At 55.7% G+C, this 14,457-nt stretch carries 18 protein-coding genes; 9 read left to right on the plus strand and 9 right to left on the minus strand.

The window, feature by feature from the left end; genetic code table 11:
* Nucleotide 1: 1 nt before the first annotated feature.
* Nucleotides 2-487 (plus strand): pantetheine-phosphate adenylyltransferase, encoded by a 486-nt coding sequence (gene coaD / locus NYE85_RS04355; protein WP_259003190.1) that lies wholly within the window; start codon nucleotides 2-4, stop codon nucleotides 485-487.
* Here the strand turns inward: coaD and mutM are convergent, their stop codons facing one another.
* From mutM to radC, 4 genes are all read right to left on the minus strand, one after another.
* Complete coding sequence (mutM, locus tag NYE85_RS04360) at nucleotides 488-1,297, minus strand: bifunctional DNA-formamidopyrimidine glycosylase/DNA-(apurinic or apyrimidinic site) lyase (protein WP_259003191.1); 810 nt, start codon at nucleotides 1,295-1,297, stop codon at nucleotides 488-490.
* An 87-nt stretch (nucleotides 1,298-1,384) separates the two neighbouring features.
* Nucleotides 1,385-1,552 (minus strand): 50S ribosomal protein L33, encoded by a 168-nt coding sequence (gene rpmG / locus NYE85_RS04365; protein WP_004392084.1) that lies wholly within the window; start codon nucleotides 1,550-1,552, stop codon nucleotides 1,385-1,387.
* 11 nt (nucleotides 1,553-1,563) lie between these two features.
* On the minus strand, nucleotides 1,564-1,800 hold the full coding sequence (rpmB, locus tag NYE85_RS04370) for a 50S ribosomal protein L28 (RefSeq protein ID WP_004931195.1): 237 nt from the start codon (nucleotides 1,798-1,800) through the stop codon (nucleotides 1,564-1,566).
* Between the two features lie 263 nt (nucleotides 1,801-2,063).
* Nucleotides 2,064-2,732 (minus strand): DNA repair protein RadC, encoded by a 669-nt coding sequence (gene radC / locus NYE85_RS04375; RefSeq protein WP_259003215.1) that lies wholly within the window; start codon nucleotides 2,730-2,732, stop codon nucleotides 2,064-2,066.
* 197 nt (nucleotides 2,733-2,929) lie between these two features.
* Between radC and coaBC the strand changes: the two genes are divergently transcribed.
* The 3 genes from coaBC (at nucleotide 2,930) to slmA (ending at nucleotide 5,433) form a co-directional block, all read left to right on the plus strand.
* Nucleotides 2,930-4,147, plus strand: a complete 1,218-nt coding sequence (gene coaBC, locus NYE85_RS04380; protein WP_259003216.1) for a bifunctional phosphopantothenoylcysteine decarboxylase/phosphopantothenate--cysteine ligase CoaBC — start codon at nucleotides 2,930-2,932, stop codon at nucleotides 4,145-4,147.
* On the plus strand, nucleotides 4,125-4,583 hold the full coding sequence (gene dut / locus NYE85_RS04385) for a dUTP diphosphatase (protein ID WP_004956733.1): 459 nt from the start codon (nucleotides 4,125-4,127) through the stop codon (nucleotides 4,581-4,583). The genes coaBC and dut overlap by 23 nt, the downstream gene beginning before the upstream one ends.
* Nucleotides 4,584-4,836: 253 nt before the next feature.
* Entirely contained in the window at nucleotides 4,837-5,433 is a 597-nt protein-coding gene (gene slmA / locus NYE85_RS04390; RefSeq protein ID WP_259003217.1) for a nucleoid occlusion factor SlmA, read from the plus strand.
* 47 nt (nucleotides 5,434-5,480) lie between these two features.
* Here slmA and pyrE read toward each other — a convergent pair whose 3' ends face one another.
* Nucleotides 5,481-6,122 (minus strand): orotate phosphoribosyltransferase, encoded by a 642-nt coding sequence (pyrE, locus tag NYE85_RS04395; protein ID WP_259003218.1) that lies wholly within the window; start codon nucleotides 6,120-6,122, stop codon nucleotides 5,481-5,483.
* Nucleotides 6,123-6,206: 84 nt separating this feature from the next.
* Nucleotides 6,207-6,923 (minus strand): ribonuclease PH, encoded by a 717-nt coding sequence (gene rph / locus NYE85_RS04400; RefSeq protein ID WP_039991437.1) that lies wholly within the window; start codon nucleotides 6,921-6,923, stop codon nucleotides 6,207-6,209.
* 123 nt (nucleotides 6,924-7,046) lie between these two features.
* Here rph and NYE85_RS04405 point away from each other — a divergent pair, with 123 nt between their 5' ends.
* Nucleotides 7,047-7,910, plus strand: coding sequence for a YicC/YloC family endoribonuclease (locus NYE85_RS04405; protein ID WP_259003219.1), 864 nt, complete (start codon nucleotides 7,047-7,049; stop codon nucleotides 7,908-7,910).
* A 57-nt stretch (nucleotides 7,911-7,967) separates the two neighbouring features.
* On the opposite strand, the gene NYE85_RS04410 is transcribed toward NYE85_RS04405, so the two are convergent.
* Nucleotides 7,968-8,708, minus strand: coding sequence for an SDR family oxidoreductase (locus NYE85_RS04410; protein ID WP_259003220.1), 741 nt, complete (start codon nucleotides 8,706-8,708; stop codon nucleotides 7,968-7,970).
* Between the two features lie 336 nt (nucleotides 8,709-9,044).
* Here NYE85_RS04410 and NYE85_RS04415 point away from each other — a divergent pair, with 336 nt between their 5' ends.
* Nucleotides 9,045-10,229, plus strand: a complete 1,185-nt coding sequence (locus NYE85_RS04415) for a NupC/NupG family nucleoside CNT transporter (protein ID WP_259003221.1) — start codon at nucleotides 9,045-9,047, stop codon at nucleotides 10,227-10,229.
* A gap of 40 nt (nucleotides 10,230-10,269) precedes the next feature.
* Here the strand turns inward: NYE85_RS04415 and NYE85_RS04420 are convergent, their stop codons facing one another.
* Nucleotides 10,270-10,713, minus strand: coding sequence for a DUF3574 domain-containing protein (locus NYE85_RS04420; RefSeq protein WP_259003222.1), 444 nt, complete (start codon nucleotides 10,711-10,713; stop codon nucleotides 10,270-10,272).
* A 183-nt stretch (nucleotides 10,714-10,896) separates the two neighbouring features.
* Between NYE85_RS04420 and NYE85_RS04425 the strand changes: the two genes are divergently transcribed.
* Nucleotides 10,897-11,514, plus strand: a complete 618-nt coding sequence (locus NYE85_RS04425) for a trimeric intracellular cation channel family protein (RefSeq protein ID WP_259003223.1) — start codon at nucleotides 10,897-10,899, stop codon at nucleotides 11,512-11,514.
* Here the strand turns inward: NYE85_RS04425 and ligB are convergent.
* The gene (ligB, locus tag NYE85_RS04430) at nucleotides 11,508-13,211 is read right to left on the minus strand and encodes an NAD-dependent DNA ligase LigB (RefSeq protein ID WP_259003224.1); all 1,704 of its coding nucleotides are present in this window, start codon (nucleotides 13,209-13,211) and stop codon (nucleotides 11,508-11,510) included. The genes NYE85_RS04425 and ligB overlap by 7 nt on opposite strands.
* A gap of 284 nt (nucleotides 13,212-13,495) precedes the next feature.
* On the opposite strand from ligB, the gene gmk reads away from it, so the two are divergent.
* Complete coding sequence (gmk, locus tag NYE85_RS04435) at nucleotides 13,496-14,119, plus strand: guanylate kinase (protein ID WP_259003225.1); 624 nt, start codon at nucleotides 13,496-13,498, stop codon at nucleotides 14,117-14,119.
* A gap of 54 nt (nucleotides 14,120-14,173) precedes the next feature.
* Nucleotides 14,174-14,449: a DNA-directed RNA polymerase subunit omega gene (gene rpoZ / locus NYE85_RS04440; RefSeq protein WP_004956763.1), complete on the plus strand. Its 276-nt coding sequence runs from the start codon at nucleotides 14,174-14,176 to the stop codon at nucleotides 14,447-14,449.
* Nucleotides 14,450-14,457 lie beyond the last annotated feature (8 nt).

Below are 14,457 nucleotides of genomic sequence, written 5' to 3' on the forward strand. Positions count from 1 at the left end.
TATGACCAGTAAAGCCATCTATCCCGGTACCTTCGATCCGATGACCAACGGCCATCTGGATTTGGTCACCCGCGCGTCGCTGATGTTCGATCGCGTGATCCTGGCCATTGCCGCCAGCCCAAGCAAAAAGCCGCTGTTTACCCTGGATGAGCGCGTAGCGCTGGCGTCGCAGGTCACCTCGCATCTGGACAATGTCGAAGTGCTGGGCTTTAGCGAACTGATGGCCCATTTCGCCGCCCATCAGAACGCCAATATTCTGGTGCGCGGCCTGCGGGCGGTTTCGGACTTTGAGTATGAATTGCAGTTGGCCAACATGAACCGCCACCTGATGCCCCAGTTGGAGAGCGTGTTTCTGATGCCGTCGGAAGAGTGGTCATTTATCTCTTCGTCGCTGGTAAAAGAAGTAGCACGCCATGGCGGCGACATTTCGCCGTTCCTGCCGGACGTCGTCACCCAGGCCCTGATGGCAAAGCTGTCGGCCCAGTGATCAATGCTGGCAGCGGCGGCAAAAGAAAGTGCTGCGCTGCCCGTGCTTGGCGCTTTCAATCGGCGTGCCGCAGACGCGGCAAGGTTCCCCCGCTCGCCCATACACCTGCAATTCCTGCGCGAAATATCCCGGTTTGCCGTCTGATTGCAGGAAATCCCGCAACGTGGTGCCACCTTGCTCGATCGAGCGCAGTAATACCGCCTTGATGGTTTCCGCCAGCAGTTCGGCTTCGGGTTGGCTCAACGATCCCGCCTGGCGGTCGGGCAAGATCCCGGCGGTGAACAGCGATTCGCTGGCATAAATGTTGCCGACGCCCACCACCAGTTTGTTATCCATCAGCCAGGGTTTAATCAGTGTGCGCTTGCTGCGTGATTTATCAAATAGATACTGGCCGTTAAACGCTTCGCTCAACGGTTCCGGCCCCAGGTGCGCCAACACGTTGCTGGCTGCCAGGTCGTCACACCATAGCCAGGCACCGAAACGGCGCGGATCGGTGTAGCGCAGGATCATGCCGTTGCTCATCACCAAGTCAACGTGGTCATGTTTGCCCGCTTCACTCTCTTGCGCCAGCATACGCAGGCTGCCGGACATGCCGAGATGTACGATTATCCAGCCGTGGTCCAGCTCAATCAGCAGGTATTTGGCACGACGCTGTACGCTGCGCACCGGCCGGTCGCTTAATGCCAGAATTTGTTCTGAGACAGGCCAGCGCAAACGCGCATTGCGCACCACGGCGTACTGAATACTGTGGCCAACAAGATAAGGCTCGATACCACGACGGCTGGTTTCAACTTCTGGCAATTCAGGCATGACGTGCTCTCCCTCAGACTTAACTCTTTCTTATAAAACAAAAAACCCGGCCGAAGCCGGGTTTCAATTAATCCGCTAAATTAACGATTACTTAATTTTAGCTTCTTTGTAGATCACGTGTTGACGGACAACTGGATCGAATTTCTTCAGTTCCAATTTTTCCGGCTTAGTACGCTTGTTCTTCGTGGTGGTATAGAAGTGACCAGTACCAGCAGAAGAAACCAGCTTGATCTTCTCGCGAACACCTTTAGCCATGATGCAGTTCCTTAATACTTCTCACCACGGGCACGCAGATCGGCCAAGACCGTCTCAATACCCTTCTTATCAATAACACGCATACCTTTAGCAGATACACGCAGAGTTACAAAGCGCTTCTCAGCCTCAACCCAAAAACGGTGTGAGTGCAGGTTTGGCAGAAAACGGCGTTTGGTCGCGTTCATTGCGTGGGAACGGTTGTTACCGCTCACCGGGCGCTTGCCAGTAACTTGGCAGACTCGGGACATGTCTATTCTCCAAAAATCAAATCAGCTCGAGCTTCGTATAGGGTATGGCCGCCTCGTCAGGCTTTAGAGCCCATCTCAGCAAACTTCATACTGAGGAGACTCTCGTCATCAGGTCAGAAACCGCACACCAGGTCAGAAACCTGCTGAGATAGGCTCTTAACGCCAAACCCAAGATTCTCAAAGGTGGCGTAGTATACGCTCTGAAGCGTAAGTGCTCAAGTCCCGAACAGCTAAAGATCCCTCAAGGATCGCGAAAAATTTGCCTAAAGCCATCCGCGCTCGGCGAAAGAGACACATTCACCCCGGCCAATCACCAAGTGATCGAGCACTCGGATCTCCAATAATTGACAGGCATTCGTCACCTGTTCAGTAATCAGACGGTCGGCATGACTGGGTTCGGCCTTACCCGAAGGATGATTATGCGCCAGAATGATTGCGGCCGCATTAGCCTTCAGCGCTTCGCGTACGATTTCCCTCGGGTGGACGACGACGCAGCTGATGGTACCAGTAAACATCTCTTGATGGCGAATGACCCGATGCTGGTTGTCCAAAAACAACACTAGAAATACTTCCCGCTCGCGGTGGGCCAGCAAACTTTGCAGGTAATGGTGGGTCACCTTGGGGTTTAGCAATGCGTTTTCCTGCGCCAATTGACAGGAAAAACAGCGGAAAGCCAGCTCCGAAATGGCCTGCAGCTGACTGTAAGTGGCGTCGCCCACCCCCTTCTGACTGCAAAACTGCGCATAATCCGCGGCAATCAACTGGTGCAGTGAACCAAACTGGCGTAGCATTTGCTCCGCCCGCTGCATCACATGCACGCCGGGCAACCCGGTTCGCAGAAAAATCGCCAGTAGCTCGACGTCCGACAAGGCCGCCGCGCCATCACGCAACAGCTTTTCCCTTGGTGCCAGCTCTCCTGGCCATAACGACATATCCTCACAGCTCATCATCGGCCTCCCTGACAGCGTCAAATCATGCCACGCCAACGATCGCGTGACGACAAGTGCTTGATAACCTTGCGAGGCAACGCGCAAAGCCAGATGTAACGTTTTGCACGCACTGCAGAAGCGCTCACCTGTCCGGCGGTTATGCTAAAATGGCTCATCCTTCGGTTTTCAATCGGACAATGATGATGACGGGACTTTCCGGCAAACGTATCGTACTGGGCATTAGCGGCGGCATCGCTGCCTATAAATGTCCGGAACTGGTACGCCGCCTGCGAGACAGAGGCGCTGAAGTGCGCGTGGTGATGACGCATGCGGCCAAGGCATTTATTACCCCACTGACGCTACAGGCGGTGTCGGGTTATCCGGTGTCGGACGATCTGCTGGATCCCGCCGCGGAAGCCGCCATGGGCCATATCGAACTGGGCAAATGGGCCGATCTGGTGATTCTGGCGCCGGCTACCGCCGATTTGCTGGCGCGCGTTGCCGCCGGTATGGCCAACGATCTGCTGACTACCGTTTGCCTGGCCACCGCCGCACCGATAGCCGCAGCACCGGCCATGAACCAGCAGATGTACCGCGCCGCCGCGACCCAGGCAAACCTGCAAACGCTACAGGCGCGCGGCATGCTGCTGTGGGGGCCGGACAGCGGCAACCAGGCCTGCGGCGACGTCGGTCCGGGACGCATGCTGGATCCGCTGGATATTATCGATCTGGCGAACGCCTATTTTTCTGCGCCGCAGGACCTGACACATTTAAAGGTTATGGTAACCGCCGGTCCAACGCGTGAAGCGCTGGATCCGGTCCGGTTTATCACCAATCACAGCTCTGGCAAAATGGGCTTCGCCATTGCCGCCGCTGCCGCCGCGCGTGGCGCGCAGGTCACGCTGATCGCCGGGCCGGTCAGCCTACCGACGCCGCCGGGGGTGACGCGCATTGACGTCACCAGCGCGCTGGAAATGGAGCTCGCCGTACAGCAACGTGCGGCAGCACAAAATATTTTTATCGGCTGCGCTGCGGTGGCGGATTACCGCGCTGCCCAGATCGCCGACGAAAAAATAAAAAAACAGGGTGATGACATTACCCTCAAGATGGTAAAAAACCCCGACATTGTCGCCGGCGTTGGCGCAATGAACAAAAATCGACCTTTTGTCGTTGGGTTTGCCGCCGAAACCCAGAATGTGGAAGAATACGCGCGACAAAAACTGGTGCGCAAGAAACTGGATTTAATCTGCGCCAACGATGTATCGCTTGCAGGGCACGGTTTCAACAGTGATACCAATGCATTGCATCTTTTTTGGCAGGATGGGGAAAAGCGCCTGGCGCTCAGCGATAAGGCACTCCTTGGCCAACGTTTAATAGACGAGATAGTCAGCCGTTATGATGAAAAAAATCGACGTTAAAATTCTCGACCCGCGTATCGGTCAGGATTTCCCATTACCGACCTACGCCACGCCTGGCTCCGCCGGGCTAGATCTGCGCGCCTGCCTGGACAGTGCGGTGGAATTGGCTGCGGGTGAAACCACGCTGTTGCCTACCGGGCTGGCAATTCACATCGCCGACGCCAGTCTGGCTGCGGTGATCCTGCCACGCTCCGGTCTGGGCCATAAGCACGGCGTGGTGCTGGGTAACCTGGTGGGTCTGATTGACTCCGATTATCAGGGCCAACTGATGGTTTCCGTTTGGAACCGCGGGCAGAAATCGTTCACCATTGAACCCGGCGAACGCATCGCGCAGATGGTTTTCGTGCCGGTCGTTCAGGCCGAATTCAACCTGGTAGAAGCGTTCGACGACAGTGAGCGCGGCGAAGGCGGCTTCGGCCATTCCGGGCGCCACTAGGCCCCCATTAGCACGTTATCCGGCAGAGAATGTCGCCAGGAACGTTGGCATCCGGAGAGCAAGCTTTCTCTGCGACAGACGTCCTCGACAATGCGGCATCGCATGCCGGGCAACGCGGAGAATACCGGCCCAAAAGGGCCGCTGACCCCACACCGTAAAAAAGCTATCACATAAGCCGCACAGAGTTTGCTCTGGCGCGGCCGGTGCCGGGTTTTCGAAAGTCCAAGCCGTTTTAGCAAGGGTCTAATCAGACATGGCAGAAAAAGAAAATACCAAAAGGAATCGGCGCGAGGAGATATTGCAGGCGTTAGCCCAGATGCTGGAATCCAGCGATGGCAGTCAGCGCATCACCACGGCAAAGCTGGCAGCAAACGTCGGTGTTTCCGAGGCCGCGCTTTACCGGCATTTTCCCAGCAAGACACGAATGTTTGACAGCCTGATCGAGTTTATTGAAGATAGCCTGATTACGCGCATCAACCTGATTCTTCAGGACGAGAAAGAAACTTTCAGCCGCCTGCGTCTGATTCTGCTGCTGGTTCTCGGGTTTGCCGAACGCAATCCGGGGTTGACGCGCATCATGACCGGCCATGCGCTGATGTTTGAGCAGGATCGGCTGCAAGGCCGCATCAATCAGCTGTTTGAACGTATCGAGGCGCAGCTGCGCCAGGTGCTGAAAGAGCGCAAGCTGCGGGAAGGCAAAGGGTTTATCGTGGACGAAACGCTGCTGGCCAGCCAACTGCTGGCATTTTGCGAAGGCATGCTGTCGCGCTATGTACGTTCCGAATTCCGCTACCGCCCAACGGACGAGTTCGACGGACGCTGGCCGCTGCTGGCGGCTCAATTGCAATAATAAAACGCCGGGCATGCCCGGCGTTTTTTATCTCGTCAGCGGCTGAGTCAAACGCCGTATTGCTCACGATAGGCGCGCACCGCCGCCAGGTGATCGGCCATTTCCGGTTTTTCTTCCAGATAGGCAATCAAATCCTTCAGCGTAACAATTGAAATCACTTTGCAGTGGTAATCACGCTCAACTTCCTGAATGGCAGAAATGTCGCCACGACCACGCTCCTGGCGATCCAGAGAAATCAGCACCCCGGACAGACTGGCACCGCTGGCGCTGATGATTTCCATCGATTCGCGAATTGCGGTACCGGCGGTTATCACGTCATCCACCAGCATCACCCGGCCTTGCAGTGGGCTGCCCACCAGCGACCCACCTTCACCATGAGTTTTGGCTTCTTTGCGGTTGAAGCAGTAAGGCACATCACGCTCATGGTGTTCAGCCAGCGCCACCGCGGTGGTGGTGGCAATCGGAATACCCTTGTAGGCCGGGCCAAACAGCAGATCGAAGTCAATCGCGGAGTCCACCAGCGCCTCGGCGTAAAAGCGACCCAACAGCGCCAGATCGCGCCCGGTATTGAACAGGCCGGCGTTAAAGAAATACGGGCTGGTACGGCCGGATTTCAACGTGAACTCACCGAATTTCAATACCTGTTTGTTGAGCGCAAACTCGATAAACTGGCGCTGATAGGCTTTCATTACTGCTTCTCCTCGTTTGGTCTTGATTAATGCTGCGCCCGATCTGCGGGCGTAAAAAAAGCGACCTCTCGGTCGCCTTGAAAATTAGTCTGCCAACGCCGCTTTCTGCGCCTGGAAGATGGTTTCGATGCCCCCTCGGGCCAGTGCCAGCAACGCCAGCAGCTCGTCATGGCTGAACGGCTCGCCTTCGGCGGTGCCCTGCACCTCAATCATGCGGCCATCTTCCATCATCACCACGTTCATGTCGGTTTCAGCGGCGGAATCTTCTACATATTCCAGATCGCACAGCGCCTCACCGTTCACGATGCCCACCGACACCGCTGCCACCATGCCTTTCATCGGGTTCGCTTTCAGCTTGCCGGCCGCTACCAGCGCATTCAGCGCATCGGCCAAAGCAACACAGGCGCCGGTGATCGATGCGGTACGCGTGCCGCCATCCGCCTGCAATACGTCGCAGTCGAGGGTAATGGTGAACTCACCGAGCTTTTTCAAATCGACCGCCGCACGCAGCGAACGGGCGATCAGACGCTGGATTTCCAACGTGCGCCCGCCCTGCTTGCCTTTGGCTGCCTCGCGCGCGTTACGGCTGTGGGTGGAACGTGGCAGCATGCCATATTCCGCGGTGATCCACCCCTGGCCCTGGCCTTTCAGAAAGCGCGGAACGCCATCTTCAACCGTGGCGGTGCACAAAACCTTGGTATCGCCAAACTCAACCAGCACTGAACCTTCAGCGTGTTTCGTGTAGTGACGGGTGAGTGTCAGGGGGCGAACGTGTTGTGGTGCTCTGCCAGCAGGACGCATGGGCTTTCTCCGCTTTAATTCATCATTGGCTGCGCATTATACGGGCTTCGTGACGTTATGCCTATCCTGCCTGCGGGCGCGACGCTATAATCGATCCATCTTTTCCTCTACGGGTACGCATAAATGATCCGCAGCATGACCGCCTACGCCCGGCGTGAAATCAAGGGTGAATGGGGCAGCGCAGCTTGGGAGCTGCGTTCCGTTAACCAACGCTATCTCGAAACCTATATCCGCTTGCCGGAACAATTTCGCAGCCTGGAGCCAGTGGTCCGTGAACGTATTCGCGCCCGGCTGACGCGCGGCAAAGTGGAATGCAACCTGCGTTTTGAACTGGATCCCAGTGCGCAAAGTTCGCTACTGCTCAACGAAAAGCTAGCCAAACAGCTGGTTGAAGCGGCCAACTGGGTAAAAATGCAGAGCGACGAAGGGGAAATCAATCCCATCGACGTACTGCGCTGGCCTGGCGTAATGTCCGCCCAGGAGCAGGATCTGGACGCCATCAGCGCTCAACTGATGCAGGCGCTGGACGGTGCGCTGGATGACTTTATCGCCGCACGCGAAAGCGAAGGCACCGCGCTGAAGGCACTGATCGAGCAACGCCTGGACGGTGTCAGCGGCGAAGTGAGCAAAGTGCGAGCCCAGATGCCCAATATTCTGCAATGGCAACGCGAACGCCTGGTCAGTAAGCTGGAAGAAGCGCAGGTTCAGTTGGAAAGCACCCGCCTCGAGCAGGAACTGGTGCTGATGGCACAGCGTATTGACGTCGCCGAAGAGCTGGATCGCCTTGACGCGCATGTGAAAGAAACGCACAACATCCTGAAGAAAAAAGAAGCCGTCGGCCGTCGACTGGACTTTATGATGCAGGAGTTCAACCGCGAATCGAACACCCTGGCTTCTAAATCAATCAATGCCGAGGTCACCACCTCCGCGATTGAATTGAAAGTGCTGATCGAACAGATGCGCGAGCAGATCCAGAATATCGAGTAACCCGCCTCGCGGTTCATATGCCCGCACTGCGGGCTTTTTATGACCGTTGGCGCCCCGTCAGAACTCTTGTTGGGTGGGCCGCAAGACAATCTCGTTAATATCCACTTCCGCAGGCTGTTCGATCGCATACGCCACGGCACGCGCAACCGAATCCGCCGGGATCGCCTGCTGGTAAAATTCCTGTACGAACTGCGAACTGTCGGAATCCGAGCTACCAAACTTCAGTTCGGAATCCACCGCGCCCGGGCAAATTGTCGTAGTACGGATATGTGCCCCCACCTCATGGCGCAATCCTTCAGAAATGGCGCGCACGGCAAATTTGGTACCGCTGTAAACCGTACCGCCAGGGCTGAAGACCTTCACGCCAGCCACCGAAGAAATATTAATGAAATGACCGCCGTTTTGTCGCTCGAATACCGGCAGCGCTGCCGCGATACCGTACAACACCCCTTTGATGTTGATGTCGATCATCCGCTCCCATTCATCGACTTTGCCGGCGCTGAGCGGTGCAATGGCCATCAGTCCGGCATTATTGATCACCACGTCGACGCGACTAAACTCGGCTACGGCGGCGGCGATCATCGCCTCAACGTCACTACGCCGGGCAACATCAACCTCGATCGCCAGCGCCTGACCTCCGTTGGCCACGAACTCGGTCACCAGTGCGTCAAGGCGCTCTTTACGCCGAGCTGCCAACACCAGTATCGCCCCCTGAGCAGCGAGATAGCGAGCAGTTGCTTCTCCCAACCCGCTGCTGGCACCGGTGATAACTACAACCTTGCCTGAAATGCCCCCCATGGCGATCTCCTGTGATAATACGTCGTGAGTAGGACGTCAGAAATCGGGTCTTAAAGACTGCGATGCAAAACTGACGCGTGCAAACTATCGAAGTATAGAACAGGGCAGTAAAACAGCGCCGGGGATGTCGTTACGCCCCATCAGGCTGATACAGCGCCGGCTGGGGTGACTGATGTTATTTATGAAAAACCAAAGAATTCGCACCGCTGATGACAAACGGCGCGGCCTGTGGCCTGACGATAGTATTTTGTTCTAATTATCACTCAGAGTAATGAAAGGCAGCGCAAGCTGTGGCTAAATGTCGTTTTTCTGGCCCGCTTGTTGTACGGACTCTGTATGTCGCAAATCTTGCAATTCCTTTTGGCTCTGGTGGTGATCATTGCCCTGGCGCTGTTGGTCAGCCATGACCGCAGAAAAATTCGCCCACGTTATATTCTGCAATTGTTAGCGATCGAAGGCGCTTTGGCCTATTTCTTCCTGCATTCCGCCAGCGGTTTAAGCGTGATTAAATCCATCGCCGGTTTCTTCGAGCTGCTGCTGACCTATGCTGCGCAAGGTTCCGAATTCGTGTTTGGTGGTATGAGCAAGGAAGGGTTGGCATTCATCTTCCTGGGCGTGTTGTGCCCGATAATCTTTATTTCCGCGCTGATCGGTATCCTGCAGCATTTCCGTATTCTGCCGTTGATTATCCGCCTGGTCGGTACCCTGTTATCAAAAGTTAACGGTATGGGCAAGCTGGAGTCCTTCAATGCGGTCAGCACCCTGGTGCTTGGCCAGTCGGAAAACTTTATCGCCTATAAAGGCATTATTGGTGATATCTCGCCGCGCCGGATGTACACCATGGCCGCCACGGCTATGTCGACGGTGTCGATGTCGATCGTCGGCGCCTATATGGCGATGATCGATGCGCAATACGTAGTTGCCGCGCTGGTACTGAATATGTTCAGTACCTTTATTATCCTGTCGATTATCAATCCCTATCAACTGGATGATGAGCCCGAACTGAAGCTCAACAAGCTACATGAAGATCAAAGCTTCTTTGAAATGCTGGGGGAATACATTCTGGCGGGGTTCAAAATCGCGATGATTATTGCCGCCATGCTGATCGGCTTTATCGCCCTGATTGCCGCGGTCAATGCCATTTTCGCGGCGATATTCGGCATCAGCTTCCAGCAAATTCTGGGCTACGTGTTCTACCCGTTGGCATGGCTGATTGGCATCCCGGCGCATGACGCCTTGCGAGCCGGCAGCATTATGGCAACCAAGCTGGTTGCCAACGAGTTTGTTGCGATGATCGAACTCAAAAAGATTGCGGCGGAAATGAGCCCGCGCGGTTTGGGTATTCTGTCGGTGTTTTTAGTGTCATTTGCCAACTTTGCCTCAATCGGCATCGTCGCCGGCGCAATCAAAGGCCTGAATGAACAGCAGGGCAACGTAGTTTCCCGCTTTGGCCTGAAGCTGGTTTACGGCTCCACGCTGGTCAGCCTGCTTTCCGCCGCGATTGCCGGGCTGGTGCTGTAACGTACAAGTGGCCCGTGAGCGATTCACGGGCCAAGCTTGATCAAAATGCCACACAAACCGGCGCATCAACGCGCATAACCGAATCCTGCGAGAATTGCTGTTTATAATTCGCGCGCAGCGCCTCGATATCGGCCTCGCTTGCTTTGCCAGCCATATGAATCAACACCAATGCTTTGCTGTTTTCGCGCACCAGTTGCCCCTCGTTGCCTAACCATTGGCCGCGCGCGTCAAAAACCGATAATCCCTGTTTGAAGCGCGGGGTCACTTGCCGATCGACAAAACTCTGCCACTCTTGCCCGCTAAGCGCCGGGCCATGCGGCCGGTTGAGGCCAAAATACAGCGTGGTTTGCACCATCGGTTCACCCGTGACACAGCCAGTCTGCAAGGAAGGCGCAGATAGCGGCGTGGGGCTGGACGCAACGCAGCCAACGAGTAATAACGCTGCACCGAGGGTGGTCAGCCAGGTAAAGGTTCTTACCATCATATTTCCTTATGCGCTAATATGAATGCACACGCCAAATAGCACCCTAACGGGGCAATATGAAGCAACATAAATAAAATAAACTAATCCGAAACTTAATCGGTTAGAAAAACTCAGTGGCGACATAAGGGCGTGCTCGTTACTCTTCACATTACGACTCTTATTATTGTCCTCAGCGAAGCCCTCATGTTACTGAGCATTCTTTATATCATTGGTATCACCGCCGAAGCCATGACCGGCGCTCTTGCCGCTGGCCGCCGTCAAATGGACATGTTTGGCGTAATCTTTATCGCCTCTGCCACCGCTATCGGCGGCGGTTCAGTACGTGACATGCTGCTTGGTCATTATCCACTGAGCTGGGTAAAACATCCTGAATATATTGTGATTGTCGCCATCGCTGCGATCGTTACCACCTGGCTTGCCCCGTTGATGCGTCATTTGCGCCGCCTGTTCCTGGTGCTGGATGCCGTCGGGCTGATAGTGTTTTCTATCATTGGCGCGCAAGTAGCCCTGGATATGGGCCACGGACCGATCATTGCCGCCATCGCCGCAGTGATCACCGGCGTGTTCGGCGGCGTACTGCGTGATATGTTTTGCAATCGAATCCCTTTGGTATTCCAAAAGGAAATTTATGCAGGCATCGCCTTTGCCGCCGCCTGGCTGTACATCGGTCTGCTTCACCTGAACCTGCCACACAATGTGGTGGTCATCATCACGCTGGTCGCCGGTTTAAGCGCCCGTTTGCTCGCACTGCGTTTTCGTCTGGGTCTGCCGGTATTCAATTACCAGCATCACGATCACTGAGGCTGGGAAGAAAAACCACCAATCTGCTGGTCGGCCAGCGCGTCGACCAGCAGCCTGACCGACGGATGCTGGAAGAACGCCTTGATGTTATTGGCTCGTTTTGCCCCAATCCCGGCATTTTGCTGCCATGCTTGCGTCGTCTGTTGCAGCGCCTGCGCCCAATTCTCAACGCCAAGGCTCTGTGACGGCGTCAAGGGTGCACCCAGCGCGATCAGCCAGCGCGCAAAAGGCCGTTGCCGTGCCAGCCTGAATTGCTGATAGATGACTTGCGCGCGTTTCTGGCCGATGCCCGGAACCGCCATTAGCTGCTGCGGCGTTAAGGTTAACCAGTCCGCCAGATTCTTCACCAGCGATTGTTCAATCAGCGCTTGCCAACTCGCTTCGTTCACACCGCGCAGGTTTAGCCCCCGGGGGCCACTCAGCCAGACCAGGCGCGCAATGAACTGCTGTCGACAGCCTGGCTGCAATTCGAAACAGCTCAAGGCATGGTAGCGCTTGGCATCGGGTACTGTAACCGCTTGTCGTTCAACGGCGCGCCACACCACCTCGCGCAGATGTGGAATACCATGGCCTTGCAGGTTAATGGCAACATGATCGCCGGGCAGTACGCTCAACTGTTGCCACAACGGCAGCGAACCCACGTTAACCCGGCGAACCCACTTGTCATCCAGACGTATCGGGTCCAGCGCCAAAACCACCGCAATCTTGCCGGTACGGCCAATGCGGAAAATAACCTTGTTTACTCGCGCCACCTGCTGCGCGGCCGGATACTTCCAGGCTGCTGCCCATTCCGCCGGCTTATTGCGCCAGTAACGCCCTTGCGGCGGGCTGTCTTGATGAATGACCACGCCATCGGTGACGAAAGGCAGCGGGTTTTGATGCCAGTAAGTGCGCCAATATTCAACGCCGTCGACATCATTGACCGACTGCGTATAAGCCTGCGCCAGCGGGAACCCGAGCGCAGCGAGTTGTCGCAGCCGCTCTGCCATGGTTGCCGGCCCATCCGGCCATCCCCAGACAAACAGCCCAATCTGCGCTAATAACGGCGACGGCCGTTGGCGTAACAGCGCGCCGGCCACCTGTGAACGCGCATTCACCCCACCGGTGACGCTTTGCTGATGATCGGTCATCATCAGAAACAGTTCCCCCTGCAACACCAGCCTTTCCGGCGCACGTGGCAACCAAAATGGTACCGCGGGGATGGCCTTTACTTTTTCTAGCCAGTCTTCGCCCTGCTTGCCATCGCCACGGCTAATTGCGCCAATCAGCATGCCCCGTTGGTACACCAGCGTTACCGCCACCCCGTCCACTTTCGGCTGCACCCAAAGCGCGTCGCGGCCGCGCATCCATTGCGCCACAGCCTGTCGATCCGCCAGCTTGCGCAACCCGGTATGGGCAACGGGATGCGGCGTTTTCCCCACCGGTAAAGCCGGTAATGCATCATCGCCGTCGCTCCCCGCACAAGATTGCCAAAAACGCAGCTTCTGCCGCAGGCTATCGTAGAGTTCATCGTCAATCAGCCCCTGTCCCTGCTGGTAATAGGCAACATCCCAGCGCGTCAGTTGCTGTTCCAGTGCCGTCATTTCCAACCTCAGCCGTTCCGGGCGCCACTGGGGGCATGTTTCCGCCCTGGCTGCGCCGCAGCAGCACATTGCCAGCCACAACGCGAGGCCAAGCCAGGCCTGGTATTTCCGCATGCTGCACCTCCCTGATTGAGGTCATTAAAACCACAATGCGCAAACCAGGCCAGCGGCCATAAATGACGCTGCAAAATGTCTTCCAAAAGAAATTGTTGTTTGCATAAAACCACGGAAATATCGCGATACGTTGCGCAGATTTGTTTTTTGCCGACGTTTTTCACACAAAGCAATGGGCAAAATGCGCGCAAACGCTGCAACAAGGGCGTTAGCCGTGTATACTGTGCGGAGAAAATACTCATCCGCTGTTATTGGCACATCAACCGCTATCAACGAACATCATCATGGCTCAAGGCACGCTTTATATTGTCTCTGCTCCCAGTGGCGCAGGTAAATCAAGTCTGATTCAGGCTTTGTTAAAGACGCAACCGCTGTACGACACACAGGTTTCGGTTTCGCACACCACGCGCGCAAGCCGCCCGGGTGAACAGCATGGCGAGCATTATTTCTTTGTCTCGCACGACGAATTCCGTCACATGATCGCGCAGGATGCGTTTCTTGAGCATGCCGAAGTGTTCGGCAATTATTACGGTACCTCACGCGCCGCCATCGAGCAGGTGCTGTCGACCGGCGTCGACGTTTTCCTCGATATCGACTGGCAGGGGGCGCAGCAAATTCGCGCCAAAATGCCGCAGGCGCGCAGCATCTTCATTCTGCCGCCGTCGAAGGAAGAACTGGGGCGCCGCCTGCGCGGCCGCGGTCAAGATTCCGAAGAAGTGATCGCCAGGCGCATGGCGCAGGCGGTTGCAGAAATGACGCATTATGCGGAGTATGATTATCTGATTGTGAATGATGATTTCGATCTGGCGCTGTCCGATCTGAAAACCATTATTCGCGCTGAGCGCCTGCGTTTAGGCCGGCAAATGCTGCGGCATGACGCTTTAATCAGCAAACTATTGGCAGACTGAAGTCAGTTTCAGTATTATGCCCAGTCTTTTCGTCACCTGTGGAGTAGCACAAATATGGCACGCGTAACTGTTCAAGACGCTGTAGAGAAAATTGGTAACCGTTTTGACCTGGTGTTGGTCGCTGCTCGTCGGGCACGTCAAATCCAGACCGGTGGTAAAGACGCTCTGGTTCCAGAAGAGAACGACAAGTACACCGTGATCGCCCTGCGCGAAATCGAAGAAGGTCTGATCAACAACCAGATCCTGGATGTGCGTGAGCGCCAAGAGCAGCAAGAGCAGGAAGCCGCAGAAATTCAAGCGGTTACCGCAATTGCTGAAGGTCGTCGTTAATTAGACTG

It is taken from the genome of Serratia sp. AKBS12, assembly GCF_024793895.1.
Classification (GTDB): Bacteria; Pseudomonadota; Gammaproteobacteria; order Enterobacterales; family Enterobacteriaceae; genus Serratia_F.